Here is a 26,476-nt window from a genome sequence, read left to right as displayed (position 1 = left end):
CGTCAGGAAGACGACTATGATCGCGACATGCCCTACGACCCGTCGGCCTTTCCGCCCTTCGCCGTCACCGTGGACCTGGTCGTGCTGACCGTGCGCCGCCACGCCCTGTGTGCGCTGGCGGTGCGCAGGGGCGAGCCGCCGTTCCAGGGCCGGTGGGCGCTGCCGGGCGGCTTCGTCCGGGCGGACGAGGACCTGGCGCAGGCCGCCGCGCGTGAGCTGGCCGAGGAGACGGGGCTGCGGGCCCACGACCCGTCCGCACCGGCTCAGGACAACGGCGCCCACCTGGAGCAGCTGGCCACGTACGGCGACCCGAAGCGCGACCCGCGGATGAGGGTGGTGAGCGTCGCCCATCTCGCGCTCGCCCCCGACCTGCCCGCGCCCCGAGCCGGCGGTGACGCCGGCAATGTGCGCTGGGCGCCCGTCGAGGAGCTGCTGCAGCAGGGCGGGTACGGCCGCGCCGGCGAACCGGTGGCTCCGCTCGCCTTCGATCACGCGCAGATCCTCGCGGACGGTGTCGAGCGCGCCCGATCCAAGATCGAGTACTCCTCGCTGGCCACCGCCTTCTGCCCTCCCGAGTTCACCGTCGGGGAGCTGCGCAGGGTCTACGAGGCCGTCTGGGGCGTGGCGCTCGACCCGCGCAACTTTCACCGCAAGGTGACCGGTACGCCCGGCTTCCTCGTCCCCACGGGTGGTACGACGACCCGGCAGGGCGGCCGCCCCGCACAGCTCTTCCGTGCGGGCGGCGCCACGCTGCTGAACCCGCCCATGCTGCGTCCTGAGGTCTGAGCCTCCGTCGCCGAGATCGGTTCCGGACATATGTCCGATCATGTTATGTCTGATCAAAGTGAGAGCCGGTTCGTCAGCAAGGTTCCCGACAAAATCGGCATATCGCGCTATCTTGCATCGGGTGATCCAGGCGATCGGATTGACCAGCAACCCCCGCAAGGACCTTCCGCCCGCCGTCGACGACGTGTCCTTCGAGGCCCACGCAGGCCACGTCACCGCGCTTCTGGGAGCCTCGGGTGCGGGCAAGACGACGGCGCTCAGGCTCATGCTCGAACTTCAATCGGGCCGCGGCGTCACCTACTTCCGGGGCCGTCCGCTGCACCGCATCGCCCACCCCGCCCGTGAGGTGGGCGTTCTGCTCGGCGATGTCTCCGGTCATCCCGCGCGCACGGTCCGCGGACAACTGCGCATGCTGTGTGCCGCGGCGGGCGTGCCGGCCCGTCGCGCCGACGAGGTCCTCGACGCGGTGGGACTCGTCGGCCTGCGCAACGAGCGGCTCGGCACCCTCTCGCGAGGGATGGACCGGCGCCTCGGCCTCGCCTGCGCTCTGCTCGCCGACCCGTACACGCTCGTGCTCGACGACCCCGCGGGCGGGCTCTCCACCCGTGAGGGGCGCTGGCTGCACGGCGTGCTGCGCGCGCACGCCGCCCAGGGCGGCACCGTTCTGTTCACCACGGCCGACCCGAGGGAGGCGGCGCGCGCCGCCGATCACGTCGTCACTCTCGACCGGGGCCGTCTCGTCGCGGACCAACCGGCCGCCGACTTCGCCGGTACCCGGCTGCGGCCCCGCGTGGCCGTCCGCAGCCCGCACGCCGCCCGCCTCGGCACCCTGCTCGCCAAGGAGGCCAGGGCCGCGCAGCGTTCCGTGGAGATCGTCCAGGAGGACGGCAACCGGCTGTCGGTGTACGGCAGTACGTGTGCCGACATCGGCGAAGCCGCCTTCCGGCACGGCATCCTCATTCACCAACTCGCCGACGAAATCGGTGACATGGGGCCGACCGCCGATGCCGAGGCCACCTTGACCCCGTCGGCCGAGACGCCGGAACGGGGCGACCGGCAGCCGCTGCCGCCGCCCGTCAGAGTCCGCTCCGCCCCGAGCCCCCTGCGCCCGCTGCGGTACGAACTGCGCCGTGCCGCCGGGATCGGCACCGGCTGGGCCACCGCCGCCGCCGTCCTCGTCACCTCCGTCCTCCTGTCCGTCCTCCTCGCCCGCACGGGGCACACTCCCCAGCGCCGCCTGCTGGCCGCCTGGCCGCAACAGCTCCCGCTGCCGCCCGGGGCACTCGGCGCCGGCCTGCTGGGCGCTCTCGCCTACGGCGACGAGTTCCGCCATCCCGCCCTGGCGGTGAACTGCGGGACCGTCCCCCGCCGCCTGGGGCTGCTCGCCGCGAAACTCCTCGTCGCCGGGGCCACCGCGCTGGCGCTGGCCGCCCTCGCCGCCGGCTGCGACCTCGTGTCGCTCCACCTCCTCTACGGGCGGGAGGTCGCCCAGGTTCCCGCCGACTGGCTGCCGCTCGCAGCGAGTTGGTGCGGGCTGGTCGCGGGATGCGCCTGGGCCGGTGTGCTGGCCGCCGGTCTCTTCCGGTCCACGACGGCGGGGCTCGCCGCCGTCCTCGCGGTGCCGGTCGTCGTCGTGCCCCTGGTCGAGAAGGTGCTGGCGGGGCCGCCCGTGCGGGACTCGACGGGCTTCGCCCAGCGGATGCACACCCTGACGCTGTTGCGGTGGCCCTTCGGTGGGGAACGGTACCTGGCCGCGGCGGCGCACATGATCGCTCAACCCGTGGGTGGGGCACTGGCCTTGTCCCTGTCCGCACTGCTGTGCGCGTACCTGATCACAACCCTGCGCAGCAGAGTCCGATGACAACAGTCCGTGCCGATCCGGTCCTCCTGTGTCACAACTCCCCTGAAAAGCGCCCATTTCTTTCCGATAAGGCGTCAATTGCGACGCCGTGAGCGATCACCCTTTCGTGTGCTTTTCACCAAAGACCTCAAGGGAGTTGGAGAGGGAGCCGACAAAGGATCCGTGAGTACCCTTGCGCACACCATGATGACCGCCGCCCGCTCAGCAGACTCCGGCCTGGCCGGACCGGGCGAACTCGACCGCTACCCCTACGCCGAGGCGCCCGCCGCCGACCGCGTCGGCGCCCCCTCGTGGGAGGGCGGAGACCCGGAACTGGGCCGCGTCGGCCGGCGCGCCGCGGGCAGCCGCGGACGCGGACTGCACGGCCAACTCGTCCAGCAGCTGGGCCAGATGATCGTCTCCGGCGACCTGGGCGCCGACCGCCCGCTGGTGCCCGAGGAGATCGGACAGCGTTTCGAGGTCTCCCGGACCGTCGTCCGTGAATCGCTGCGCGTCCTGGAGGCCAAGGGCCTGGTCAGCGCCCGTCCGAATGTCGGCACACGCGTACGCCCCGTCAGCGACTGGAACCTCCTGGACCCGGACATCATCGAGTGGCGTGCCTTCGGGCCGCAGCGCGACGACCAGCGCCGCGAGCTGAGCGAGCTGCGCTGGACCATCGAGCCGCTCGCCGCTCGCCTCGCCGCCGGGCACGGGCGCGAGGAGGTGCAGCAGCGGCTCGGCGACATGGTCGAGATCATGGGCCACGCCATGGGGCAGGGCGACTCCCTGACCTTCTCGCGTGCCGACGCGGAGTTCCACTCGCTGCTCATCCAGGTCGCCGGTAACCGCATGCTGGAGCACCTCTCGGGGATCGTCTCGGCCGCCCTCCAGGTCTCCGGCGGCCCGGTCACCGGGTGTGACCGCCCGAACGACACGGCCCTGTCACAGCACGCCCGCATCGTCGACGCGCTCGCCGCGGGTGACGGCGCGGCAGCCGAGGGGGCCATGCGGCAACTGCTCACCGTCCACCCCGAGGTTGAGCGCGTGGTGCCCGCGCCGCGCGAGCACTGAGACGGCACACCGGCAGCCATGCGACCAGGGGGTGGGTATCCGCATCGGGCGGCACCCGGTGCGCGCGGTCCGGTGGCCGCGGAGCGCCCGTGCGCCCGCCGTCGGACTCCGTCGGATCCTCCCGGGACCCGGCGGAGTCCGACGGAGACCGGCGCCCCCGCCCCGGGCCGGCGACGGATTCCCGGTGTCGGACGCGGATTCCGTGTGTCGGATGCGGCTTCCGGGATACGCGATGGTGTGGAACCGTCGACAGTTGAGGTCGGCAGCGGCGTCGGCCGACCACCTCTGCCCGTATCTGGACGTTTTTGAGCGGTTACGGGGTGTGATCCGGGCCACGCGGATTGGGCGTAACGCTCTCCGGGGCTGTGCGATGACCTAAGAGGTGACAGCCGAGGAGGGAATACGGACGCCGTTCGCGGCGCTGTGCATCTCCCGGCCCCGCCCGCGCCGTCGGCCCATCCCCAAGCCGGCGGTCGGCTCCTGTCCGTTGTGGATGGGGCCGGAAGCCGTTTTCCAACGTTCCGAGAGGTTGTTCGTGTCGGCCAGCACATCCCGTACGCTCCCGCCGGAGATCGCCGAGTCCGTCTCTGTCATGGCTCTCATTGAGCGGGGAAAGGCTGAGGGGCAGATCGCCGGCGACGATGTGCGTCGGGCCTTCGAAGCTGACCAGATTCCGGCCACTCAGTGGAAGAACGTACTGCGCAGCCTCAACCAGATCCTCGAGGAAGAGGGTGTGACGCTGATGGTCAGTGCCGCAGAGCCCAAGCGCACCCGAAAGAGCGTCGCAGCGAAGAGTCCGGCCAAGCGCACCGCCACCAAGTCCGTCGCGGCGAAGACGGTGACCACCAAGAAGGCCACCGCACCCGCCGCTCCGGCGGTTCCGGTCGCGGACGACCCGGCTGAGGACGCGCCCGTCAAGAAGACCGCGGCCAAGAAGGCGGCGGCAGCGAAGAAGACGGTCGCGAAGAAGACCGTCGCCAAGAAGACGGCGGCCAAGAAGACCACCGCCGCCAAGAAGGACGAAGTCGAGCTGCTCGACGAGGACGTCCTCGAGGACACCCCCGTCAAGGCCGGCGAGGAGCCCGAGGGCGCGGAGAGCGCCGGCTTCGTGCTCTCCGACGAGGACGAGGACGACGCGCCCGCGCAGCAGGTCGCCGCCGCCGGTGCCACTGCGGACCCGGTCAAGGACTACCTGAAGCAGATCGGCAAGGTCCCCCTGCTCAACGCCGAGCAGGAGGTGGAGCTCGCCAAGCGCATCGAGGCCGGCCTCTTCGCCGAGGACAAGCTGGCCAACGCCGACAAGCTCGCCCCCAAGCTCAAGCGCGAGCTGGAGATCATCGCCGAGGACGGCCGCCGCGCCAAGAACCACCTGCTGGAGGCCAACCTCCGTCTGGTGGTCTCCCTGGCCAAGCGCTACACCGGCCGCGGCATGCTCTTCCTGGACCTCATCCAGGAGGGCAACCTCGGTCTGATCCGCGCGGTCGAGAAGTTCGACTACACCAAGGGCTACAAGTTCTCCACGTACGCCACCTGGTGGATCCGTCAGGCGATCACCCGCGCCATGGCTGACCAGGCGCGCACCATCCGCATCCCGGTGCACATGGTCGAGGTCATCAACAAGCTCGCGCGCGTGCAGCGCCAGATGCTCCAGGACCTGGGCCGCGAGCCCACCCCGGAGGAGCTGGCCAAGGAGCTCGACATGACCCCGGAGAAGGTCATCGAGGTCCAGAAGTACGGGCGGGAGCCGATCTCGCTGCACACCCCGCTGGGCGAGGACGGGGACAGCGAGTTCGGTGACCTCATCGAGGACTCCGAGGCCGTCGTCCCGGCCGACGCGGTCAGCTTCACGCTGCTGCAGGAGCAGCTGCACTCCGTGCTCGACACGCTGTCCGAGCGCGAGGCGGGCGTCGTCTCCATGCGTTTCGGTCTCACCGACGGTCAGCCGAAGACCCTCGACGAGATCGGCAAGGTGTACGGCGTCACCCGTGAGCGCATCCGCCAGATCGAGTCCAAGACGATGTCGAAGCTGCGTCACCCGTCGCGCTCCCAGGTGCTGCGCGATTACCTCGACTAGGCCTCGGCCGTACGTCATAAGGGGCCGTCTCCTACGGGAGGCGGCCCCTTTGCGTGTGCGGGATGCGGTCGGCTGGATCACTGTGGGTGTTCTACGACGATCCGACAGTGAGGAGAGCGCATGCGTCGCCCCTACGCCCGATCCCTGGCACTCGCAGCCGCAGCAGCCCTGATACAGCTGGCGGCCCCCGTGCCTGCGACGGCCGACAGCGTTGTCATCGGAGGGGTTCCGGTCGACATCTCACAGAGCCCGTGGACGGTTGCCCTCTCCAGCCGTGACCGGTTTGGGGGTACCCGGGCGGGGCAGTTCTGCGGAGGCGTGGTGGTGGACCGCTCCATGGTCCTGACCGCCGCCCACTGTCTGAGCGCGGCCGTCCTGGGAGGGCCGCCGGGACGGCTGCGGGATCTGAAGGTGATCGCGGACCGTACGGATCTCACGTCCAGCCAGGGCAAGGAGATCCCCGTGACCTCCACATGGGTCAATCCGCAGTACAACAGCGTCACGAACACCGGGGATTTCGGCGTGCTCACGCTCGCCTCCCCGCTCCCCGCGAGCTCGGTCATCCCGATGGCGCCCGCCGGTGATCCGGCCTATACGCCGGGCACGCCTGCGACGGTGTACGGCTGGGGGGACATGACTGGGAATGCCGACTACACGAGCAGTCTGCGGGCCGCCGGCCTTCAGGTGCTGACAGATGCGACCTGTGAGCGGGCCTATCCCGGCGGTCTGGAGGGCAAGTACGACCCGTCCTCCATGCTGTGCGCCGGGGCGCCGGAAGGCGGTCATGACGCCTGCCAGGGGGACAGCGGTGGGCCGCTGGTCGCCAATGGGCGCCTGATCGGCGTGGTGTCCTGGGGAAGCGGCTGCGGGCAGCCGGGGCGCCCCGGCGTCTACACGCGGGTCTCGGAGGCCGTCAAGGCGTTGGGGGGCGGCCACTGAGGGCGGCGCTTCCGGCGCCGCCTCGGGCCGCGTGCAGGCCAGACCCGCGCGGGCTGTCGCCGGCAGCGAGTGTGCGGTCGGTGTGCGCCAAGAGGAGGCCGGCCCTACGCGTCGTACGAGTACGGGCGGCCACTCCCCGATGGGGTGGCCGCCCGCTCACCGGCGTCGGTGCCGGTGCCGGCTCGTCGTGGACGCGAAGGGTCAGCGTTCCTCGTCGGACGCGCGCGCCGGAACGGAGGTGAGCCGTTCCGTCTCGTCCTGTATCTCAGCGGCGATCTTCTTGAGTTCCGGCTCGAACTTGCGGCCGTGGTGGGCGCAGAAGAGCAGTTCTCCGCCGCTCAGGAGGACGACGCGCAGGTACGCCTGGGCGCCGCAGCGGTCGCAGCGGTCAGCGGCCGTCAGCGGGCTCGCGTGGGTCAGAACAGTAGTCACGTCGCCTCTTCTCTAGCTCGACGAGCTGTCGTACCAGGGTCAACATCCAACCAGGCCGAAAACGTTCCCGCTCGCGGCTTCTCCTCGAAAAAATCTTTCCGAGCCGGCTGTCTGCTGCCGGTTGGCGGCGAATGTGCCGTATTACGTCTCTTGTGTCGTACGGGTTCGCGCTGTCTGTCGGTTGTCCGTCCTCCCGGCGGGTTGCCGGTTGTGGATGAGGACGTGCCCCGAGGCTAAATGGTTCATGCCTCGAAGGGAACGTGATATGTACTTCACCCCCACGAGGGATCGAACGTCCGTACGACTCTGGATTAGGCTGAGGTACCGACGAGGGTTGCGTTACAACGGCTCTACCAGGCCTCTGTACCCTCGGACCGGCGACCGTAGCCGGCCCCTGGCCCCAGGGGTCCCATCTGAAATTCAGCGAGGAGCGAACCGCGTGACCGCCGAGACGTCCGTGCCGTCCACAGCGCTGCTGACCGGAGCAGACCGGGACGGTTCCAACTACACCGCGCGGCACCTGCTCGTCCTCGAAGGCCTCGAGGCCGTACGCAAGCGCCCCGGCATGTACATCGGCTCCACCGACAGCCGGGGTCTGATGCACTGCCTCTGGGAGATCATCGACAACTCCGTCGACGAGGCCCTGGGCGGCTACTGCGACCACATCGAGGTGATCCTGCACGACGACGCCTCGGTGGAGGTGCGGGACAACGGCCGGGGCATCCCGGTCGACGTCGAGCCCAAGACCCGCCTGTCCGGCGTCGAGGTCGTGATGACCAAGCTGCACGCGGGCGGCAAGTTCGGCGGCGGCTCCTACGCGGCCTCCGGCGGTCTGCACGGCGTCGGCGCGTCCGTGGTGAACGCCCTCTCCGCGCGCCTGGACGTCGAGGTCGACCGCGCCGGCCACACGCACGCCATCAGCTTCCGGCGTGGCGTGCCCGGAGTCTTCGCGGGTGACGGCCCGGACGCGAAGTTCGAGGCCAAGGGCGGCCTGCACAAGACCAAGAAGATCCCCAAGACCCGCACCGGCACGCGCGTGCGCTACTGGGCCGACCGCCAGATCTTCCTCAAGGACGCCAAGCTCTCCCTGGAGACGCTGCACCAGCGCGCCCGCCAGACCGCGTTCCTGGTGCCCGGCCTCACCATCGTCGTCCGCGACGAGTACGGGCTCGGCGAGGGCGGCAGCAAGGGGGAGGAGTCCTTCCGCTTCGACGGCGGTATCAGCGAGTTCTGCGAGTACCTGGCGAACGACAAGCCGGTGTGCGACATCCTCCGCTTCTCCGGCCAGGGCACCTTCAAGGAGACGGTCCCCGTCCTGGACGACCACGGCCAGATGGCGCCCACCGAGGTCACCCGCGAGCTGGGTGTCGATGTCGCGCTGCGCTGGGGCACCGGTTACGACACGACGCTCAGGTCGTTCGTGAACATCATCGCCACCCCCAAGGGCGGCACCCACGTCGCAGGTTTCGAGCAGGCCGTCACCAGGACGCTGAACGAGGTCCTGCGCGCAAAGAAGCTGCTGCGCGTCGCCGAGGACGACATCGTCAAGGACGACGCCCTGGAGGGGCTCACCGCGGTCGTCACGGTCCGCCTGGCCGAGCCGCAGTTCGAGGGGCAGACCAAGGAGGTCCTCGGCACCTCCGCGGCGCGCCGCATCGTGGCGAACGTGGTCTCCAAGGAGCTCAAGGCGTTCCTGACCTCCACGAAGCGTGATGCCGCCCAGCAGGCCAGGGTCGTCCTGGAGAAGGCCGTCGCCGCCGCCCGCACCCGTATCGCGGCGCGCCAGCACAAGGACGCCCAGCGCCGCAAGACGGCCCTGGAGTCCTCCTCGCTGCCCGCCAAGCTCGCCGACTGCCGCAGCGACGACGTCGACCGCAGCGAGCTCTTCATCGTCGAGGGCGACTCGGCGCTCGGCACGGCCAAGCTCGCGCGGAACTCCGAGTTCCAGGCGCTCCTGCCGATCCGTGGCAAGATCCTGAACGTCCAGAAGTCGTCCGTCACGGACATGCTGAAGAACGCCGAGTGCGGCGCGATCATCCAGGTCATAGGAGCGGGGTCCGGCCGGACCTTCGACCTCGACGCGGCCCGCTACGGCAAGATCATCATGATGACGGACGCCGATGTGGACGGCTCCCACATCCGCACCCTGCTGCTGACGCTGTTCCACCGCTACATGCGGCCCATGGTGGAGGCGGGCCGGGTGTTCGCCGCGGTGCCGCCGCTGCACCGCATCGAGCTGATCCAGCCGAAGAAGGGCCAGGACAAGTACGTCTACACGTACTCGGACCGCGAGCTGCGCGACAAGCTCCTGGAGTTCCAGAGCAAGGGCATCCGGTACAAGGACTCCATCCAGCGCTACAAGGGCCTCGGCGAGATGGACGCCGACCAGCTGGCCGAGACGACGATGGACCCGCGCCACCGCACCCTGCGCCGGATCAACCTCTCCGACCTGGAAGCCGCCGAACAGGTCTTCGACCTCCTGATGGGCAACGACGTGGCACCGCGCAAGGAGTTCATCTCCAGCTCCGCGGCGACACTGGACAGGTCCCGCATCGACGCGTAGCCGCTGCGTCGGCTGGGGCAAGTGGCCCGGCGGGCCGGGAAGGCGCCTGGGCGTCCCTCCCGGCCGCATCCGCTTCCCGACCGCTGCCTGCTCCGGACTCTCCACCCCTGGGTGGAGCCCGGGCAGGCCCGAGGATCCACCCACGATCCACCCCGGCTCCGATCCACCGCCCCGCCGGCTTCCGTAGCGTCGAGGGCGTCGACGGCACCCGCCGCGACAACGCCCTTCCTCGCCCACGGAGGCCACGATGTCCGGGCCCACCGACGCCCTGCTGATCACCGCCGCAGTCGTCCTGATCCTCGTGCGTCAGTTCCGAGCGCGCCGGATCTCGGCCGACCGGCGCTGGTGGGTCATGCCTGCCGTCCTGGCCTTCCTGGCCGTGCGCGAGCCCGGCGTGCTCGACCCCCAGCACCACGCCGAGTCCGCCCTCCTCATCGGGGCCGAGCTGCTCATCGGGCTGGCCACGGGCGCCGGCTGGGCCTGGACCACCCGCATATGGACCGAGCCGGACGGCACGGTCTGGAGCCGCGGTACCAAGGCAAGCGTCGCGGTGTGGATCGTCGGCATAGGCCTGCGCGTCGGTCTCTTCGCCATAGGCGCGGTCCTCGGCGTCCACCAGGACAGCTCCGCCCTGTTGCTCGCTCTCGCCGCCACCCTGCTGGTGCGCAGCGGGATCCTGGTCTGGCGGTCGCGTTCCGTCTCCACCGCCCAACTGCGGGGTCCGGCGTACGGTGACCGCGTGACCTCGGCAGCGAGGAAGGAGTCCGTGTGACGGAGTACGCGTGGACACGCTGGCCCTCCCGAGAGGCCTTGTCCCGCGCCGGTGTCTCCGCCGCCCGGCGCGGGCTCGCCCGGATCGCACGGCTCGTCGCCCTCGGCATGCTCCTGTGGACGACGTTCACGGACGGCAGCCTGCGCTCGTGGGGCATCGCCGCGGCCGCGTTAGGAGTCCTGGTGTGCGCGGCAGGGGCATGGGCCTTCTTCCGGGCCACCTTCCACCACCGGCTGTTGCCCGCGGTGGCCCTGCTCGTGGCGCTCCTCGGGATGGGTGCGACGGCGTACGTGGCGGATCTGCGCGTGCCGGCCATGGTCCTGTGGTGCGGCTGTGCCGTCTGTGCCCTGGAGCGGCTGCCCCTCGCGGCTGCCGCGCCCGCCGCCGGCCTCGGTCTGGGGGCGTACGCGGCGGCCACCGGCGACGCCTGGCTGAACACGGCGGTCACCGTCGTCGGGATCGCGCTCGCCGGCTACGTCCTGCGCCTCGACGCCGAGGCACGCGGCAGCGCGCTGCGGCTGCTCGCCCAGGAGAGGGCCGCGCGGGCGGCCGAGGCGGAGTCGGCGGCCCTGGCAGAGCGGACGCGGATCGCACGGGAGATCCACGACGTACTGGCGCACAGCCTCTCGGCGCAGCTGGTGCATCTGGAGGCGGCCCGGTTGCTGATCGAGGCGGGGGCCGAACGGGAGACGATCCTGGAGCGTGTCGTGGCGGCGCGGGGGATGGCCCGGGACGGGCTTGCCGAGACCCGGCAGGCACTTTCCGCGTTGCGCGGCGAGATGTCCCCGCTCGAGGACTTCCTCAGTGAGCTCGTCTCCGCGTCGGACGGTGCCGACATCACCTTCTCGGGTGAGCGTCGACCGCTGCCGGCCGAGGCCTCCCAGGCCGTCCGCAGGGTCGCTCAGGAGGCACTGACCAACGTCCGCAAGCACGCTCCGGGCGCCAAGGTGCGCATACGGCTGGAGTACGCCGAGCACGAAGTGATGCTGGACGTCCGCGATTCTGGCGGTTCGCCGGGCGGGCTGGCCGGGTCGGGGGGCGGGTACGGTCTGCTGGGCATGCGGGAGCGTGCCGAGCTGCTGGGCGGCTCACTGTGGGCGGGGCCCGGGGAGGAGGGATTCGTGGTGACGTTGAAGGTGCCCGTATGACGGAGGAGGAGAGCGCGAAGCCTGCCCGGGTGGTGGTGGCGGACGATCAGACGGTGGTGCGCGAGGGCATCGTGATGCTGCTCGGTCTGCTGCCCGGGATCGAGGTCGTCGGCGCCGCCGGGGACGGCGAGGAGGCGGTCCGGCTCGTCGCCGAGCTCGCCCCGGACGTGGTGCTGATGGACCTGCGCATGCCGCGCTGTGACGGCGTCGACGCGACGCGGCGCATCCGCGCCGAGCACCCCGGAACCCAGGTCGTCGTGCTGACCACCTTCGGGGACGACGAGTCGCTGTTCCCGGCCCTCAGAGCCGGGGCGCGCGGTTATCTCACCAAGGACGCGGGCGGCGACGAGATCGTACGGGCGGTGCGGAGCGTGCTGTCCGGGGAGGCGGGGCTGTCGCCGAGCATCCAACGGCGCCTGCTGGAGCGGCTGACGGAGCCGGAGCGGGAACCGGTTGCGGCCTCCCGGCCGCCGGACGGGCTCACCGCACGGGAGACCGAGGTACTCGTACTGATCGCCGAGGGGCTGACCAACCAGGAAATCGCGCGCAGACTGCACGTTTCCACGGCCACTGTGAAGACCCACATCAACAACCTCTTCGCCAAGACGGGGATCAAGGACCGTGCGCGGGCGGTGGGTTACGCGTACGCGACGGGGCTGGTCCGGCCCCCCTCGCAGTGAGTCACCTGATGGGGTGAAGCGCGGGGAGAAGAAGGTCTGGGATCTTCCCGCTCTGTCCATGCTTGGGCATGAGGTCAAACCATGATCGTTCTCGCGGAAGCGGGGACGGTCCCGAGAGTTCGATTGAGAAGTACCACGGCTGTGATCCGGCCGCGGCGGGCACGGGAGCGGCCGGGCGGGCGAAGTACGACGACCCCTGGCACGACGCACTGGCGTCCGGCTGGGGCGAGCTGGACGGGACGGGCGCCCCCGCCCCGGTCGTGCCCTCCGCGCGCCGGGAGGGCGAAGGCGCCGACCGCGTCGCCGACGTCTATCTGCAGGTGCAGCGCAGCGCGGCGTTCCGGGAGGTGCGCAGCCGGTACCGGAGGTTTGTGGTTCCGGGTCTCGTGGTCTTCTTCACCTGGTACGTGGGCTATGTGGTGACCGCCCAGGCGGCACCGGGGCTGATGGCCCGGCCGGTGGCGGGAGCCGTGAACGTGGCGATGCTGGCGGGGCTCGGGCAGTTCCTGACGACGTTCCTGTTCACGTGGGCGTACGCACGGCACGCACGGTTGCGCAGGGACCGCGCCGCGCTCGATCTGCGCTGGGACACCCAGGAGTTGACACGACCGCTCAGGGGTGGCGAGCGGTGACCGGTCACCATCAGACGCCGGCGCTGCTGCTGTTCGGCGTGTTCGTCGCGATCACCCTGGCGATCACCACCTGGGTGAGCCGTGACCGGCACGGGTCGGCGGAGGAGTTCTACGCGGGCGGGCGGCTGTTCTCTCCGATGGAGAATGGTTTTGCCATCGCGGGCGACTACATGTCGGCGGCCTCCTTCCTAGGCGTCACGGGACTCATCGCACTCTTCGGGTACGACGGGATTCTGTACGTGGTGGGCTTCCTCGTCGCCTGGCTGGTGGTGCTCTTCTTCGTCGCCGAACTCGTGCGCAACTGCGGGCGGTTCACGCTCGCCGACGTCGTCGCGGCACGGATGGGCGAGCGGCGGGTGCGGATCGCGGTGGGGGCGTCCTCCGTGACGGTGTCCGTGCTGTACCTCGTGGCGCAGATGGTGGGCGCGGGCAGCCTGGTGGCGCTGCTCTTCGGGGGGACGAGCACGGCGGCGCGCGCCTGGACGGTGGTCGTCGTCGGCGCGCTCATGGTGATCTACGTGGCGCTGGGCGGAATGCGGGCCACCACCTGGATCCAGATCGTCAAGGCGGTCCTGCTGCTCGGGGGTACGGTCGCGCTGACGGTTCTCCTGCTGGTGCGTTTCCACGGGGACGTCGACGCGTTGCTGCGCACGGCGGCGGAGCGGAGCGGGCACGGGGACGCGTTCCTCGCCCCGGGGCTGAGGTACGGCGGGGACTGGACCGCCCGGATCGATTTCGTCAGCCTGGGCCTGGCGCTGGTGCTGGGCACGGCCGGGCTGCCGCACATCCTGTCCCGCTTCTACACCGTGCCTACCGCCCGCGCCGCCCGCCGTTCGGTCGTCTGGTCGGTCGGGCTCATCGGCGGCTTCTACCTGATGACGATCGTGCTGGGCTTCGGCGCGGCCGCCGTCGTCGGGCCCGACGACGTGCGTGCGTCGAACGCGGCCGGGAACACGGCGGTGCCGCTGCTGGCGCAGCGACTGGGCGGCGGTGCGGACACCACCGGGGGAACGGTGCTGTTCGCCATGGTCGCCGCCATCGCCTTCGCCACGATCCTCGCGGTCGTCGCCGGCATCACCCTGGCCGCCTCGGCCTCCGTCGCCCACGACCTCTACGCCTCACTGCGGCACCGTGGCGGTAAGGCGCGCAGCGAGGTGGCGGTCGCGCGGACCGCCGCCGTCGGTGTCGGCGCGGTCGCGATCGCCCTCGGCCTGCTGGTCCGCGACCTCAACGTGGCCTTCCTGGTGGGGCTCGCCTTCGCGGTCTCGGCGTCGGCGAATCTGCCGGTGCTGATGTACACGCTCTTCTGGCGCGGCTTCACGTCACGCGGCGCCGTCTGGGCGGTCTACGGCGGCCTCGTCCCCGCACTGGGCCTGGTGCTGCTGTCCCCGGTCGTCTCGGGAAGTCCCGGATCGCTCTTCCCGGCCGTCGACTTCCAGTACTTCCCGCTGCAGAACCCGGGCCTCGTCTCCGTCCCGCTCGGCTTCCTCGCGGGCTGGCTCGGCACGGTCACCTCACCGCAAGCGCCGGACGAGGCCAAGTACGCGGAGACCGAGGTGCGGTCACTGACCGGGGCCGGAGCGGTCTGACGGTCGCGCGCCCCACCGAGTTCGCCGAGCCGGGGGCCCCTCTCCCGCCCTACGGCGCCACCCACGCGTACCGGTGCTCGGGCCGCCCCGTGTCGCCGTACTTCAGGGACAGGCGCAGTCGGCCCGCCTGTTCCAGGTGCCGCAGATAACGCTGGGCGGTGGAGCGGCTCAGACCCGTCCTGGCGGCCACCTCGTGCGCGGAGAGCGGTCGGCCGGCCCGGTGCAGCACCTCGCAGATGAGGTCCGTGGTCGGTTCGGAGTGGCCGCTGGGCAGCCTCGGCGACGGGACCGCGGGTATGGTGCGCAGGGCGCTGAAGATCCGGTCCACCTGCTCCTGACCGGCCACCCCCCGGCCGCCGACGCGGTCGACGGTGCGGCGCAGGGCGGCGTAGGAGTCGAGGCGGGTGCGCAGGGCCGCGAAGGTGAACGGTTTGACCAGGTAGTGCAGGGCGCCCAGACGCATGGCGGCCTGGACGGTCGCCACGTCGCCGGCGGCAGTGATCATGATGACGTCGGTGCCGTGGCCGCGTTCACGCATGCGGTGGACCAGTTCGAGCCCCGTCTGGTCGGGCAGGTAGTGGTCGAGCAGCACCAGGTCGATCGGGGCGCGTTCCACCGCGGCGAGCGCCTGGGCAGCGCTGTGCGCGCGGGCGGCGACCCGGAAACCGGGAACCTTTCCCACGTACTTGGCGTTGATCTCGGCGACACGGAAGTCGTCGTCCACGACCAGGACGTCAATCATCGGGCCTCTTTCTCCCAAGGCCGTGCGGGCGTTACGCCCGTGTTTCGGCTCCGCAGTTGTAGCGCGAGCAAAATGAGCACAACAGACTCTTGCAAGCAGAAGTCGAGGTTGCGCCCAGAAGACTCCTGCCGTGGCCCGCGCCACACCTACCGTCCCGGGCCATGAGCGCAGACACCAGCCCCGCCATCGAGCTACGGGGCGCGAGCAAGACCTTCAGGACCCCGTCAGGCGGTCTGCACACGGCCGTCAGGGACCTGGACCTGACCGTCGGGCGCGGCGAGTTCGTCGCCGTCGTCGGACCCACCGGATGCGGCAAGTCGACGACCCTGACCCTGGTCAGCGGTCTGGAGGAGCCCACCGAGGGCGAGGTCCTGGTGGCCGGCGAACCGGTCGCCGGAGTCGGGGACAAGGTCGGTTTCGTCTTCCAGCAGGACGCCACGTTCCCCTGGCGCACGGTCCTGTCCAACGTCATGTCGGGTCCGCGTTTCCGTGGCGTGCCCAAGGCGGAGGCCAGGCAGAAGGCCCGTGAGTGGCTGGCCCGGGTCGGGCTCGCGGCCTTCGAGGACCGCTACCCGCACCAGCTCTCCGGCGGTCAGCGCAAGCGCGTCGCCCTCGCCGCCACCTTCGTCAACGACCCCGAGATCCTGCTGATGGACGAGCCGTTCTCGGCGCTCGACGTGCAGACCCGGGCGCTGATGTCGGACGAACTGCTGGAGTTGTGGGAGGGCACGGGCGCCTCGGTCGTCTTCGTCACCCACGACCTGGAGGAGTCGATCGCGCTGGCCGACAAGGTCGTCGTGATGACCGCCGGACCCGCCACCGTGAAGCACGTCTTCGACATCGACCTGCCCCGGCCGCGCAAGGTCGAGTCGGTGCGCCTGGAACCACGGTTCATCGAGATCTACCGCGAGATCTGGGAGTCCCTGGGCGAAGAGGTCCGCATCACGCGCGAGAGGGGTGCCGCCCATGTCGCCTGAGGTCATCTCCGCGCCCACTCCCGTCGACACCTCCACGCCCGACCGCGCCCACTCACGCGCGCGTGCCGCGCGCAGACGCAAGGCCGTCATCCTGCTGGCCAGGGTGCTGCTCCTGGTCGCCGTGCTCGGCCTGTGGGAGGCGCTGTCCCGAGGCAAGGTCATCGACCCGTTCAACTTCTCGATGCCGTCGAAGATCTGGGACCAGATCTACACCTGGGTCACCCACGGCACCGCGCTCGGCTCGCTCGGCGAGCAGATCTGGGTCACCCTCCAGGAAGCACTGCTCGGCTGGGTCATCGGTGTGGTGGCCGGTGTCGTGTGCGGTATCGCGTTGGGGCGGATCGCCTTCCTCGCCGATGTCCTTGGTCCGTACATCAAGGTGCTCAACTCCATACCCAGGATCGTCCTCGCCCCGATCTTCGTGATCTGGTTCGGACTCGGGCCGTCCTCCAAGATCGCTTCCGCCGTCGTCCTGGTCTTCTTCCCGGTCTTCTTCAACGCCTTCCAGGGCGCCCGCGAGGTCGACCGCAACCTCGTCGCCAACGCCCGCATCCTGGGCGCGAGCGACCGGCGCGTGACGCTGCAGGTCGTCATCCCGTCGGCCACCTCCTGGATCTTCACCAGCCTCCACGTCAGCTTCGGCTTCGCCCTCATCGGCGCCATCGTCGGCGAGTACATAGGCGCCACCAAGGGCATCGGCCTGCTCGTCGCCCAGTCCCAGGGCACCTTCAACGCCGCCGGTGTGTACGCCGCGATGGTCATCCTCGCGGTCGTCGCGCTGGTGGCCGAGGGGCTGCTCACCTTCGCCGAGCGCCGCATCTTCCGCTGGAAGCCGTCGGACTCCGGGCACTGACCGCCCTCCCACGGCACCTCCGGTGCCGCCGTCGCCCCCGGGGGCCCCTTCCTCTCCCCGCACTGCTCTCTCACAAGGACGTGAACCGCCATGCGCAAGTCCACCAGAATCGCCGCCCTCGCCGCCTCCGGCCTGCTCGCCGTCACCGCACTCACCGCCTGCGCCAACGACGCCGCCACCACCGCCTCGTCGGACTCCGGCAGCAAGGGTGACGGCAAGGGCGAGAAGGTCAAGATCATGGTGGGTGGTCTGGACAAGGTCATCTACCTGCCCGCCATGCTCACCCAGCGGCTCGGCTACTTCGACGCCGAGGGCCTCGACGTGGAACTGCTGAGCGAGCCGGCCGGTGTCCAGGCCGAGACGGCGCTCGTCTCCGGCCAGGTCCAGGGGGCCGTCGGCTTCTACGACCACACCCTCGACCTGCAGACCAAGGGCAAGCAGGTCGAGTCCGTGGTGCAGTTCTCCCAGGCGCCCGGCGAGGTGGAGATCGTCTCCGACAAGGCCGCGAAGGACATCACGTCGCCCAAGGACTTCAAGGGCAGGAAGCTCGGCATCACCGGCCTCGGTTCCTCGACCGACTTCCTCACCAAGTACCTCGCGGTGAAGAACGGCGTCCAGGTCAGCGAGTTCAGCCCGGTCGCCGTCGGTGCCGGTCCGACGTTCATCTCCGCTCTCCAGAAGGGCTCCATCGACGTCGGCATGACCACAGACCCGACCGTCGCCAACATCCTCGACAAGAAACTCGGCAAGGTGCTCGTCGACATGCGCACGCCGCAGGGGTCGCAGGAGGCGCTCGGCGGCCCCTACCCTTCGTCAAGCCTGTACATGCAGACCGACTGGGTCAACAGCCACAAGCACACCGTCCAGAAGCTGGCCAACGCCTTCGTGAAGACCCTGAAGTGGATGTCCACGCACTCCGCGGACGAGATCGCCGCCAAGATGCCGGCCGACTACTCCCAGGGCAACAAGACGCTGTACGCCCAGGCGATCAAGAGCACGCTGCCGATGTTCACCAAGGACGGCGTGATGCCCGAGGACGGCCCCGAGACCGTCGAGAAGGTCCTCAAGGCGTTCAACCCCAACATCAAGAACGCCACGATCGACCTCGGCAAGACGTACACCACGGAGTTCGTGAAGAAGGCCACGGGCTGAGCCCGACGGCCGTGCCTCAGGCGCGGGTCGCCCACACGTAGCGATGCTCGGGGCGGCCCGCGTCGCCGTATTTCAGGGTCAGCGTGGCCCGTCCCGTGCGCTCGAGGAGCTTCAGATAGCGCTGGGCGGTCTGGCGGCTCAGCCCGGTCCGCTCGGCGATCTCCTGGGCGGACAGCGGCCGCCGGGCGTCCACCAGGGCACGGCGTACCAGTTCCGCCGTCGTCGCCGAGTGCCCCTTGGGCAGTCCTGGTTCCGAACCTGCCGACAGGGCGCCGAAGATCCGGTCGACCTCGGCCTGTTCGGCCTCACCGCCGCCGTCGAGGGTGCGGCGCAGCTCGGCGTACGCCTCCAACTTGGCGCGCAGGCCCGCGAAGGAGAACGGTTTGACCAGGTACTGGAGCGCGCCGTGCCGCATGGCGGCCTGGACGGTCTGGATGTCACGGGCCGCCGTCACCATGATCACATCGGTCTGGTGGCCGCGCCGGCGCATCTCCTGCACGACCGCGAGCCCCGTGCCGTCGGGCAGGTAGTGGTCCATCAGGACCACGTCCAGGTGCGGCAACGTCTCCATCTGCCGCAGCGCGTCGGCCGCGTTGTGCGCCTGGCCGGCCACCCGGAAGCCGGGGATCCTCTCCACATACGCGGCGTTGACCCGGGCGACCCGGAAGTCGTCGTCCACGACCAGCACGTCGATCGGCCGGGTCATCGCGGGTCCTCCTCGGGGATCGGTGCGGGTGTGTCCGGGACCGGCGCCCTGCCCGCCGGTGCCTGACGGGCGGGAACGAGGGCCCCGCGGTCCCCGGCGGGCGGCTCCACTTCCTCGAGCGCCTCGGGGAGGACGACGACGAACTCCGCTCCGCCGCCGTCCGCCTCGGTCACCTGGGCGCTGCCTCCCTGGCGTTCGGCGAGGCGGCGCACCAGGGACAGCCCGATGCCGCGCTTGCCGTGCGCCGGGGGCTGCTTGGTGGACCATCCCTCGGTGAAGATCAGCTCCCGCCGCTCGGCGGGTATTCCGGGACCCGTGTCACGCACCCTCAGGACCGCCGTGCGCCCCTGCGCGCGCAGTTCGACCTCCACGCGTGCGTGCGGGGTGCCCGCGACGGCGTCGAGTGCGTTGTCGACCAGGTTGCCGACGACAGTGACCAGACCTCTGGGGTCGATCAACCGGTCCGGCAACAGTGTCCGGTCCGCGATCCACAGGGCCACCCCGCGCTCGGCCGCGACCGTCGCCTTGCCCACCAACAGGGCCGCGAGCAGCGGATCGTGAATCTTCTCGGTGACCTGTTCCGCCGTGGCCCTGTGGTCGCCCACCACCTCGCCCACGAACTCCACGGCGTCCTCGTACATCTCCAGTTCCAGCAGCCCCAGAAGCGTGTGCATGCGGTTGGCGTGTTCGTGGTCCTGCGCACGCAGGGCGTCGATCAGACCGCGTGTGGAGTCCAGTTCGCGGCCGAGCTGCTCCAGCTCGGTGCGGTCGCGCAGGGTGGCGACGGCACCTCCGTCGTCGGTGGGCATGCGGTTGGCGACGAGGACCCGGTGCCCGCGCACGGTGAGCAGGTCGGTGCCCGTGACCCGTCCGGCCAGCACGTCGGTCGTACGGCCCTCGCCGAGCGCCTCGTCGAGGGAGCGGCCGACGATCTCGTCACCGATGCCCAGCAGGCGCTGCGCCTCGTCGTTGACCAGACGCACCCGGCCCTCGCGGTCCAGGGCGACAACGCCCTCCCTGATGCCGTGCAGCATCGCCTCGCGCTCGGAGAGCAGCGCGGAGATGTCCGAGAAGGCGAGGTCACGGGTCTGCCGCTGGACCCTGCGCGAGATCAGGTACGCGGCCAGTGCGCCGATCGCCAGGGCCGCGCCCGCGTACGCGAACAGCCCCGGGATCGCGTGGATCAGCCGGGCCCGGACGCTGTCGTACTCGATGCCCACGGAGACCGCACCGATGATCCGGCCGTGCGCGTCCCGCAGCGGCACCTTGCCGCGGGCCGAGCGGCCGAGGGTGCCGTTGTCGATGGCCATGACGTCCCTGCCGGCCAGGGCCTCGCTCGGGTCGGTCGAGACGACCTTGCCGATCTGCGTGGTGTCCGGGTGCGACCAGCGCACCCATCGGGTGTTCATCACCACGACGTACTCGGCGTGGCTGGCCTCGCGGATGCGTTCGGCCTCCGCCTGCACCGGCCCCTCGGGCGACGGCCGCGTCGTCTGCAGATCCCTGGCCATCTGTGGCTGGGCCGCCGTGGTCTGCGCGATCGCGAGGGCCCGGCGCATCGCCTGATCGTCCAGCAGACGGCTGAGCGGCGCCAGGAACAGCCCGGTGGCGAGCACGGCCACGCCCGCGGCGATCGCCACCTGCATCAGCAGGACCTGCGAGAACATCCGCCGCGGCAGGCCGAGGCGCAGTCGTCGTGCAGGGGCAGAGGGGCTCATGGGTACGACGGTACGGGGACGGGCGCGCCGCCCGTAGCGGGTGTGTCGTGGATCTCCTGTGCGGTGCAGGCGCCGCCCGTGACCGGGAGCCGTACCGTGCGCGGCGCCCGCACTCGTCCCGCGCGGAGCCCGCGCCTCAGCACCGCGCCGGGTGGGCCACGACCGCGGTGCGCAGCTTCCGTACCGACACCACGTCCATCCGCGCCGGGGAACCCAGCGCCGAGCCACAGCTCTCCGGGCGCGGCGGCAGCGAGGCGCCCTGGGCCACGACCACGTGCCACAGGCGCCCGTCGGTGTGGGCGACGGTGACCTCCCAGCGCGGCGCCGTGCCGTCGGTGCGCAGGACGGTCAGCGCTCCCGCCGCGTACTCCTGGGCCGCCGTGCGCACCGCGAGCTCCGCGGCCTGCGCGGGCCGCTCCCAGGCGGAACTCCCGCGGCATCCCTCGACCACGACCCGCCCTTCGCGCACGGCCTGCAGGACCTCCTTGACGTGCGCGGCCTGGGCCCGCCCGTACGCGTATCCGAACGGCAGGACGAGCAGCGTGGGGGAGAAGCGGTGGCCGCCGAGGTGGGTGACCTCCCAGACGCCGTGGACGCCTGAGGCGGTCAGCTCGGCCGCGAGGGGACGGCCGAGGAGGGCGCAGCAGCGATCCCGCCTGCCGTTGGTGCAGACGAACGCGAGCGGGTCGCCGGTGTGCGGCCGTCCCTGGAGAACCGAGTCGAAGCTGTGCGGTTCGCCCATGCCGAGGGCGGCGAAGTCGAGATCGAGCAGCCGCTCCGGCGCGGAGGTCGTGGCGGCGTGCAACCAGACATTGCCGGGCACGGTGTGTGCCACGTAGACCTGCCGCTCGGTGGGCGTGCGGCAGTCGGCGTGCCGTCCGGGGCGGCGGATGAGCGCGATCCGTACGCCGGTGCCCTCCGCGGCTGCTTCCAGGGCGCGGCCGAGCGCCGGATCCAGGTGGCTGGATGTGAGCGCTTTGGGACCCCAAGGGCCGGGCTGTTCCAGGAGCAGCCAGGTCCTCGCGGTCGCCGCGGTACCCGCGAGGGGCTCGTCGAGGTCCCGGGACGCGGTCGTGCACGTACTCACAGAGGTGAGCCTAACCTGACTTGGTCGGCGGCGAGCGTCGGGCTCACTCCGGGAGCGGCCGTGGCGGGCGCGCTCCCGCATAGCGCCCGCTGGGACGCATGCGCAGCGGGCGTTCCTCGTACTCCTCCAGGGTGTGGGCGATCCAGCCCGCGGTGCGTGCGACGGCGAAGACGGTCTCGCCGGCCGTGGCGTCCATGCCCGAAGAGGCCGTGAACACGGCGAGGGCCAGGTCGACGTTGGCGTGCAGGGGCGTGTGGCGGGCCGCGGTGGACTCGATGTCCCGGGCCGCGGCCAGCGCGGGTGCCGCGGACGGCAGGTCCTCCAGGACCGCGAAAAGGGCACGCGCGCGAGGGTCCTCGCCGGGATACAGGCGGTGTCCGAGTCCGGGGATCCGGCGCCCGGCGCGCAGTTCGTCGGCGACCACGGGAACCGCGGTGCCCCGGTCCAGGACCTCGAGAAGCATCCGGTGCGCCAGACTGCTGGCCGCACCGTGCAGCGGACCTTCCAGCGCGCCGAGCCCGGCGGAGACGGCGGCGTAGGCGTGTGCGCGGGCCGACGCGGCGACACGGACCGCGAGCGTCGAGGCGGCCAGGTCGTGGTCGACAAGCAGTCCGAGCGCCATGTCCAGGACGCGAAGTGACGCCTCGTCGGGCGTGCGGCCGCTGAGCCGTGTCCACAGGCGCCGGGCCAGCGGACCCTCGTCGCGGTGGTCGCGCCGCAGTGACGGGAGGGCGGCGACGAGGGTGGGGATGAGGGTGCGGGCGGTACCGAGGACCGCCTGGGGCGACAGGTCGAAGCGAAGCGGGTCCGCGGTGGCCGCCGCGATCGCCGCGACGCGCAGCCGGTCGAGGGGAGCGGCGTGCTCGGGCAGCGCGTTCACCGCGCGGCGGGCGACGGTGACGGTGGCGTCCGGTGCGGTGAAGGTGATCCCCGGGCGCAGGCGTCCGGTCCACAGCCACTCGGCGATCTCCTCGTAGGAGTGGCGCGCGGCCAGTTCGGTCGCGTCGACACCGCGGTAGAAGTACCGGTCCTTGTCGATCAGCGTGATGCCGGTGCGGACCGAGAACTCGCCGGCGGCGGGAGACGTCCCGCCCGGCTCGCGTCTGTTGCGCCGCGCGAGGGCCGCCACCTCCTTGGCGTCGAAGGTGCTGCCGCGGCCGCCGTGTTCACGTCGGCTGCTGAGCTGGCCCCGACTCACGTACGCGTAGACCGTCTCGGGCTTCACACCGAGCAACTCCGCGGCCTGCTTGGTGGTGAGCCGCCGCTCATGGTGACCGGAAGCAGCTTCTTGATCCGTCATGGCGGACACCGTACCCATGGATGGAGTATTGATCGAATCAATATTGACAGATCTCTAGTCAAGCATGGACAGTCTCGTCAAGTCCAAGGAGGGAACATGTCGATCGACAGGGCCGTATCCACCTCCGTCGACGTGCCGCGGGGACTCGCGGGCGTCGTCGTCACCGACACCGCATTGGGTGACGTCAGGGGGTTGGAGGGCTTCTACCACTACCGGCAGTACTCGGCCGTCGAACTGGCGCTGACCCGCGGCTTCGAGGACGTCTGGCATCTGTTGGTCCACGGCGAACTGCCCGACGCCGCACAGCGCTCCGCGTTCGCCGCGCGGACCGCGGAGCTGCGTCGGCTGCCCGCCGACGTACGGGCCGCCCTCCCCGCGGTGGCGGCGGCGAGCGCCGGGTCCGGCCCGTTGTCCGGTCTGCGGACGGCGCTCTCCCTGCTGGGGGCCTCCAGGGGGTTCCGGCCGGTGTACGACATCGGGGCGGACCAGCGCCGCGAGGACACGCTCGCCGCGAGCGCCGCCGTCCCCACTCTGCTGACGGCGCTGTACCGGCTGGGCCGGGGCCTGGAGCCCGTCGAGCCACGGGACGACCTGCCGCACGCCGCCAACTACCTGTACATGTTGACGGGTTCGGAGCCGGACGCGGAGCGGACCCGGGCCGTCGAGCAATACCTGATCTCAACCATTGACCACGGATTCAATGCATCAACCTTCACGGCGCGCGTGATCACGTCGACGGGCGCGGACGCCGCGGCAGCCCTCGTGGGTGCCGTCGGTGCCCTGTCCGGCCCGCTCCACGGCGGCGCACCGAGCCGCGCCCTGGACACCCTCGATGCGATCGGCACGCCCGACCGCATCGACTCCTGGATCCGTGCGCGCGTCCTCGCCGGCGACCGCATCATGGGCTTCGGCCACCCGGTCTACCGCACGGAGGACCCGCGCTCGAGGATGCTGCGCGGTGTCGCGCGGCGGTTCGGCGGCCCGCTGGTCGACTTCGCGATCGAGGTCGAACGCCGGGTGGAGGCCATCCTGGCCGAACTGAAGCCCGGGCGGGAACTGCACACGAACGTGGAGTTCTACGCCGGAGTCGTCATGGAACTGTGCGGCCTGCCGCGCGAGATGTTCACCCCCACCTTCGCGACGGCCCGGGTGGTCGGCTGGAGCGCCAACATCCTGGAACAGGCGGAGGACCGGAAGATCATCCGCCCGGCGGCCCGGTACGTGGGCCCGGAACCGCCGGTGGCGGTGCCGGCGGCCTGACCGGCGGACCGGTCACTCCTTCGCCCGTTCCGGGGGCCGCGGCCGTCCGCAGGCGACAGCCGCACAGCTGTCAGGACGCGGGCGGGGGAGTGCCTCGCCGCGCGTCGGCGAATGCCTGGTCGAAGAGGCGGAAGACATGCGCTTCCGGTGTCTCCGGGGACAGGTCGTTCTTGCGCGCCCGGCTTCTCGCCCAGTAGCCCTGGAAAACCGGGCTGGCCAACAGGCCTCTGGCGTGCACGAGCAACAGCAGGGCCAGGCCGGAGAAGACCACACTCACACCACCGAAGTACTCTCCTATGGCACTGCGCCGTGCGGCTTCGCGGGTGCCTCCGTTGGCCGCTTCGACGCCGTGCACGAGCCAGCCGCTGACGACGACGGAAGCCACGCTCACCATGGCGATACCTGCGGCCGCCGCCGGCCAGGCGGCAATGTGAAGCGCCGTGGGCCATGTGCGAGACCGATGCATTCCGCCTCCCCTGATGGACCGGGAGAAGTCTGCCCGGGCGGGGACGGGGGAAACGGACCCGGTTCCGGTGGGGAACCGAGCCCGCGGTGTCCGCCCAACCGATGTCAGGCGTCGGGTATGTCCGTCTTGGCCCGGACGAGGGTCTCTCGTGTGACGATGACGATGCGCTCATGGTCGGCGCACTTGACGGCGTGGGGGAGTACGCCCGCGATCACGTCCGTGACATCCGTCCCGAACATCCGTCCCGATGACGGCGAAGTTGCCGTCCGTCAGCTCGAAGATGTCGGGGCAGGTGGAGCCCGTCATGCAGCCCCTCTGCCGTGGCTGGCACCTATACGGCGTTTCAGTTGCGGCGGCGAGGGGGCTGCGGGGGTATCAGCTTCATGCGAGTGGCCTCCAGGTCCTCGACGTGACGGTGGAGAAGCAGCTGTACGGCATGTGGTGACCGCACGATCGCGGGTCGCGGCACCTGGGCCGTTCACGCGCCGGATGCGCCCAGGAGGGGGTGACGTCCTGGTGGGCGAGGGCGCAGGAGGCGTCAGGCGTCGGGGATGTCGGCCTTGGCCCCGATGAGCGTCTGCCTGCTGATGACGACGATGCGTTCATAGGCGGCTCGTGCGGCGTCGGGCGGCAGTGCGCCGTCGAGCTGGTCGGTGGCGTCCGTCCCGATGACGGCGAAGTTGCCGTCGCTGAGCTCGAAGATGTCGGGGCAGGTCTCGGCGGTGGCGCTGCCGCGTTCACGAGGAGACACACCGATGCGGCGCACGATCTTCAAAGGGAATCCCGGTCCTTTTGTGAACAGTGGGTGGTTGGGCGGGGGACAGGTTAGCCCTTCGATGCCGATGCCGGGTTCGCGGATAACCCAACCGGCACAGAGGCCGGCTGGGCCCTATTCGGTGGGGGGTTCGCCCACGACCCACCACTCGTCGGTGTCGGCATCGTCCAGCTCCTGGATCAAGCGGTCCACCATGCGTCCCACGCGTGCTTCGTCCGAGGAGTACGGCAGGCTCTCGCGGTGGTGACGCGTCGCGTCCCAGTAGTCGCGGAAGACCCCGCTCTGGCACACCACCCGAAGGTGCCCGTACAGCTCCTCCCAGGTGATGGTTCCACTGCGGTACAGCTGCAGGATGTTGGTGTACCAGGCGTTCGCGAAGATGTACTGGCGGCGCAGGGTCGGGCGTTTCTCGGGCGGCGCGGCACTGAGATCCACCGTGCTCATCACGGCGGCCAACTCAGGGTCCTGTATCGCCTCGTCCAGAAGATGGAAATGCGCACGCTGCTGCTCGATTCGCAGCCTTGTCTCGTTGAACTTGCGCTGCTGCAGAGCGAACAGGGCCAGGGACCCTGCCGCGAACGCGAGCCCCGCCACGACAGCGGAGCCCGCGCCGCGCGTCCCGAGTTTCTGTGTGGCCATGTCAACCCCCGGAATCAGCCGACCGTCCGCCGGTCGTCGGGTGCGGGTCGACTGGTGGGGACCGGCGAGCGATGGGCGGCGCGCTTGCCGTCTCCCAGGGTGCCGAGCGGCTCTGATCGGCCGGGAGGCGGAGAGGAGGCGCACGGAGGGAAGCGAGGGTCGCACGCTCCAGCGCCATGTCCAACGTCTGCCCCGCAAGTGCTGCTAACAATCGTTCACTTCGCCGGGTTTCCTCGCACTCGTATCCTGGGTCGGCATTCAGTCCTCGTACGAGA

At 70.7% G+C, this 26,476-nt stretch carries 24 protein-coding genes and 1 pseudogene; 15 read left to right on the top strand and 10 right to left on the bottom strand.

Annotation, left to right across the window (positions count from 1 at the left end):
• Positions 1–27 precede the first annotated feature (27 nt).
• From ACFYZJ_RS02615 to ACFYZJ_RS02595, 5 genes are all read left to right on the top strand, one after another.
• On the top strand, positions 28–786 hold the full coding sequence (locus tag ACFYZJ_RS02615) for an NUDIX domain-containing protein (protein ID WP_388562015.1): 759 nt from the start codon (positions 28–30) through the stop codon (positions 784–786).
• A gap of 121 nt (positions 787–907) precedes the next feature.
• Entirely contained in the window at positions 908–2,647 is a 1,740-nt protein-coding gene (locus ACFYZJ_RS02610; protein WP_388562013.1) for an ATP-binding cassette domain-containing protein, read from the top strand.
• A 162-nt stretch (positions 2,648–2,809) separates the two neighbouring features.
• A complete protein-coding gene (locus ACFYZJ_RS02605) occupies positions 2,810–3,697 on the top strand; it encodes a FadR/GntR family transcriptional regulator (RefSeq protein ID WP_388562011.1) in 888 nt (295 codons plus the stop codon).
• Between the two features lie 535 nt (positions 3,698–4,232).
• Positions 4,233–5,771 carry an RNA polymerase sigma factor gene (locus ACFYZJ_RS02600; protein WP_388562009.1) on the top strand — a complete coding sequence of 513 codons (1,539 nt, stop codon included), beginning with the start codon at positions 4,233–4,235 and terminating at the stop codon, positions 5,769–5,771.
• A gap of 120 nt (positions 5,772–5,891) precedes the next feature.
• Positions 5,892–6,710: a S1 family serine peptidase gene (locus tag ACFYZJ_RS02595; protein WP_388562007.1), complete on the top strand. Its 819-nt coding sequence runs from the start codon at positions 5,892–5,894 to the stop codon at positions 6,708–6,710.
• Positions 6,711–6,911: 201 nt separating this feature from the next.
• Here the strand turns inward: ACFYZJ_RS02595 and ACFYZJ_RS02590 are convergent, their stop codons facing one another.
• The gene (locus ACFYZJ_RS02590; RefSeq protein ID WP_388562005.1) at positions 6,912–7,142 is read right to left on the bottom strand and encodes a hypothetical protein; all 231 of its coding nucleotides are present in this window, start codon (positions 7,140–7,142) and stop codon (positions 6,912–6,914) included.
• A gap of 439 nt (positions 7,143–7,581) precedes the next feature.
• Between ACFYZJ_RS02590 and ACFYZJ_RS02585 the strand changes: the two genes are divergently transcribed.
• From ACFYZJ_RS02585 to ACFYZJ_RS02560, 6 genes are all read left to right on the top strand, one after another.
• Positions 7,582–9,705 (top strand): type IIA DNA topoisomerase subunit B, encoded by a 2,124-nt coding sequence (locus ACFYZJ_RS02585; protein ID WP_388562003.1) that lies wholly within the window; start codon positions 7,582–7,584, stop codon positions 9,703–9,705.
• Positions 9,706–9,952: 247 nt separating this feature from the next.
• On the top strand, positions 9,953–10,477 hold the full coding sequence (locus ACFYZJ_RS02580) for a DUF1453 domain-containing protein (protein ID WP_388562001.1): 525 nt from the start codon (positions 9,953–9,955) through the stop codon (positions 10,475–10,477).
• The gene (locus ACFYZJ_RS02575) at positions 10,474–11,625 is read left to right on the top strand and encodes a sensor histidine kinase (protein WP_388561999.1); all 1,152 of its coding nucleotides are present in this window, start codon (positions 10,474–10,476) and stop codon (positions 11,623–11,625) included. The genes ACFYZJ_RS02580 and ACFYZJ_RS02575 overlap by 4 nt, the downstream gene beginning before the upstream one ends.
• On the top strand, positions 11,622–12,305 hold the full coding sequence (locus ACFYZJ_RS02570) for a response regulator (protein WP_388561997.1): 684 nt from the start codon (positions 11,622–11,624) through the stop codon (positions 12,303–12,305). The genes ACFYZJ_RS02575 and ACFYZJ_RS02570 overlap by 4 nt, the downstream gene beginning before the upstream one ends.
• A 68-nt stretch (positions 12,306–12,373) precedes the next feature.
• Complete coding sequence (locus tag ACFYZJ_RS02565; protein ID WP_388561995.1) at positions 12,374–12,937, top strand: DUF485 domain-containing protein; 564 nt, start codon at positions 12,374–12,376, stop codon at positions 12,935–12,937.
• The gene (locus ACFYZJ_RS02560) at positions 12,934–14,526 is read left to right on the top strand and encodes a cation acetate symporter (protein ID WP_388561993.1); all 1,593 of its coding nucleotides are present in this window, start codon (positions 12,934–12,936) and stop codon (positions 14,524–14,526) included. Before ACFYZJ_RS02565 ends, ACFYZJ_RS02560 begins: the two co-directional genes overlap by 4 nt.
• A gap of 49 nt (positions 14,527–14,575) precedes the next feature.
• Here ACFYZJ_RS02560 and ACFYZJ_RS02555 read toward each other — a convergent pair whose 3' ends face one another.
• The gene (locus tag ACFYZJ_RS02555) at positions 14,576–15,268 is read right to left on the bottom strand and encodes a response regulator (RefSeq protein WP_388561991.1); all 693 of its coding nucleotides are present in this window, start codon (positions 15,266–15,268) and stop codon (positions 14,576–14,578) included.
• A 161-nt stretch (positions 15,269–15,429) separates the two neighbouring features.
• Between ACFYZJ_RS02555 and ACFYZJ_RS02550 the strand changes: the two genes are divergently transcribed.
• The 3 genes from ACFYZJ_RS02550 to ACFYZJ_RS02540 all read left to right on the top strand — a co-directional run bounded on the left by ACFYZJ_RS02550 (position 15,430) and on the right by ACFYZJ_RS02540 (position 18,250).
• Positions 15,430–16,245: an ABC transporter ATP-binding protein gene (locus ACFYZJ_RS02550; protein ID WP_388561989.1), complete on the top strand. Its 816-nt coding sequence runs from the start codon at positions 15,430–15,432 to the stop codon at positions 16,243–16,245.
• Positions 16,235–17,098 (top strand): ABC transporter permease, encoded by an 864-nt coding sequence (locus tag ACFYZJ_RS02545; RefSeq protein ID WP_388561988.1) that lies wholly within the window; start codon positions 16,235–16,237, stop codon positions 17,096–17,098. Before ACFYZJ_RS02550 ends, ACFYZJ_RS02545 begins: the two co-directional genes overlap by 11 nt.
• A gap of 90 nt (positions 17,099–17,188) precedes the next feature.
• Positions 17,189–18,250 (top strand): ABC transporter substrate-binding protein, encoded by a 1,062-nt coding sequence (locus ACFYZJ_RS02540; RefSeq protein WP_388561987.1) that lies wholly within the window; start codon positions 17,189–17,191, stop codon positions 18,248–18,250.
• A gap of 16 nt (positions 18,251–18,266) precedes the next feature.
• Here the strand turns inward: ACFYZJ_RS02540 and ACFYZJ_RS02535 are convergent, their stop codons facing one another.
• The 4 genes from ACFYZJ_RS02535 to ACFYZJ_RS02520 form a co-directional block, all read right to left on the bottom strand.
• Positions 18,267–18,956: a response regulator gene (locus ACFYZJ_RS02535; RefSeq protein ID WP_388561985.1), complete on the bottom strand. Its 690-nt coding sequence runs from the start codon at positions 18,954–18,956 to the stop codon at positions 18,267–18,269.
• On the bottom strand, positions 18,953–20,674 hold the full coding sequence (locus ACFYZJ_RS02530; protein ID WP_388561983.1) for an ATP-binding protein: 1,722 nt from the start codon (positions 20,672–20,674) through the stop codon (positions 18,953–18,955). Before ACFYZJ_RS02530 ends, ACFYZJ_RS02535 begins: the two co-directional genes overlap by 4 nt.
• Positions 20,675–20,810: 136 nt before the next feature.
• Complete coding sequence (locus ACFYZJ_RS02525) at positions 20,811–21,761, bottom strand: sucrase ferredoxin (protein WP_388561981.1); 951 nt, start codon at positions 21,759–21,761, stop codon at positions 20,811–20,813.
• 43 nt (positions 21,762–21,804) lie between these two features.
• On the bottom strand, positions 21,805–23,061 hold the full coding sequence (locus ACFYZJ_RS02520; protein ID WP_388561979.1) for a citrate synthase: 1,257 nt from the start codon (positions 23,059–23,061) through the stop codon (positions 21,805–21,807).
• Positions 23,062–23,157: 96 nt separating this feature from the next.
• On the opposite strand from ACFYZJ_RS02520, the gene ACFYZJ_RS02515 reads away from it, so the two are divergent.
• The gene (locus tag ACFYZJ_RS02515; RefSeq protein ID WP_388561977.1) at positions 23,158–24,321 is read left to right on the top strand and encodes a citrate synthase; all 1,164 of its coding nucleotides are present in this window, start codon (positions 23,158–23,160) and stop codon (positions 24,319–24,321) included.
• A gap of 70 nt (positions 24,322–24,391) precedes the next feature.
• Here ACFYZJ_RS02515 and ACFYZJ_RS02510 read toward each other — a convergent pair whose 3' ends face one another.
• From ACFYZJ_RS02510 to ACFYZJ_RS02495, 4 genes and pseudogenes are all read right to left on the bottom strand, one after another.
• Positions 24,392–24,715 carry a hypothetical protein gene (locus ACFYZJ_RS02510; RefSeq protein WP_388561975.1) on the bottom strand — a complete coding sequence of 108 codons (324 nt, stop codon included), beginning with the start codon at positions 24,713–24,715 and terminating at the stop codon, positions 24,392–24,394.
• A gap of 176 nt (positions 24,716–24,891) precedes the next feature.
• Positions 24,892–25,134, bottom strand: a pseudogene (locus ACFYZJ_RS02505) (hypothetical protein).
• 191 nt (positions 25,135–25,325) lie between these two features.
• Positions 25,326–25,562, bottom strand: a complete 237-nt coding sequence (locus tag ACFYZJ_RS02500; RefSeq protein WP_388561973.1) for a hypothetical protein — start codon at positions 25,560–25,562, stop codon at positions 25,326–25,328.
• A 114-nt stretch (positions 25,563–25,676) separates the two neighbouring features.
• On the bottom strand, positions 25,677–26,201 hold the full coding sequence (locus tag ACFYZJ_RS02495; protein WP_388561971.1) for a DUF6082 family protein: 525 nt from the start codon (positions 26,199–26,201) through the stop codon (positions 25,677–25,679).
• Positions 26,202–26,476 lie beyond the last annotated feature (275 nt).

The sequence above is a fragment of the Streptomyces sp. NPDC001848 genome (assembly GCF_042891915.1).
GTDB lineage: Bacteria > Actinomycetota > Actinomycetes > Streptomycetales > Streptomycetaceae > Streptomyces.
This window is presented reverse-complemented; position numbering and strand designations above follow the sequence as displayed.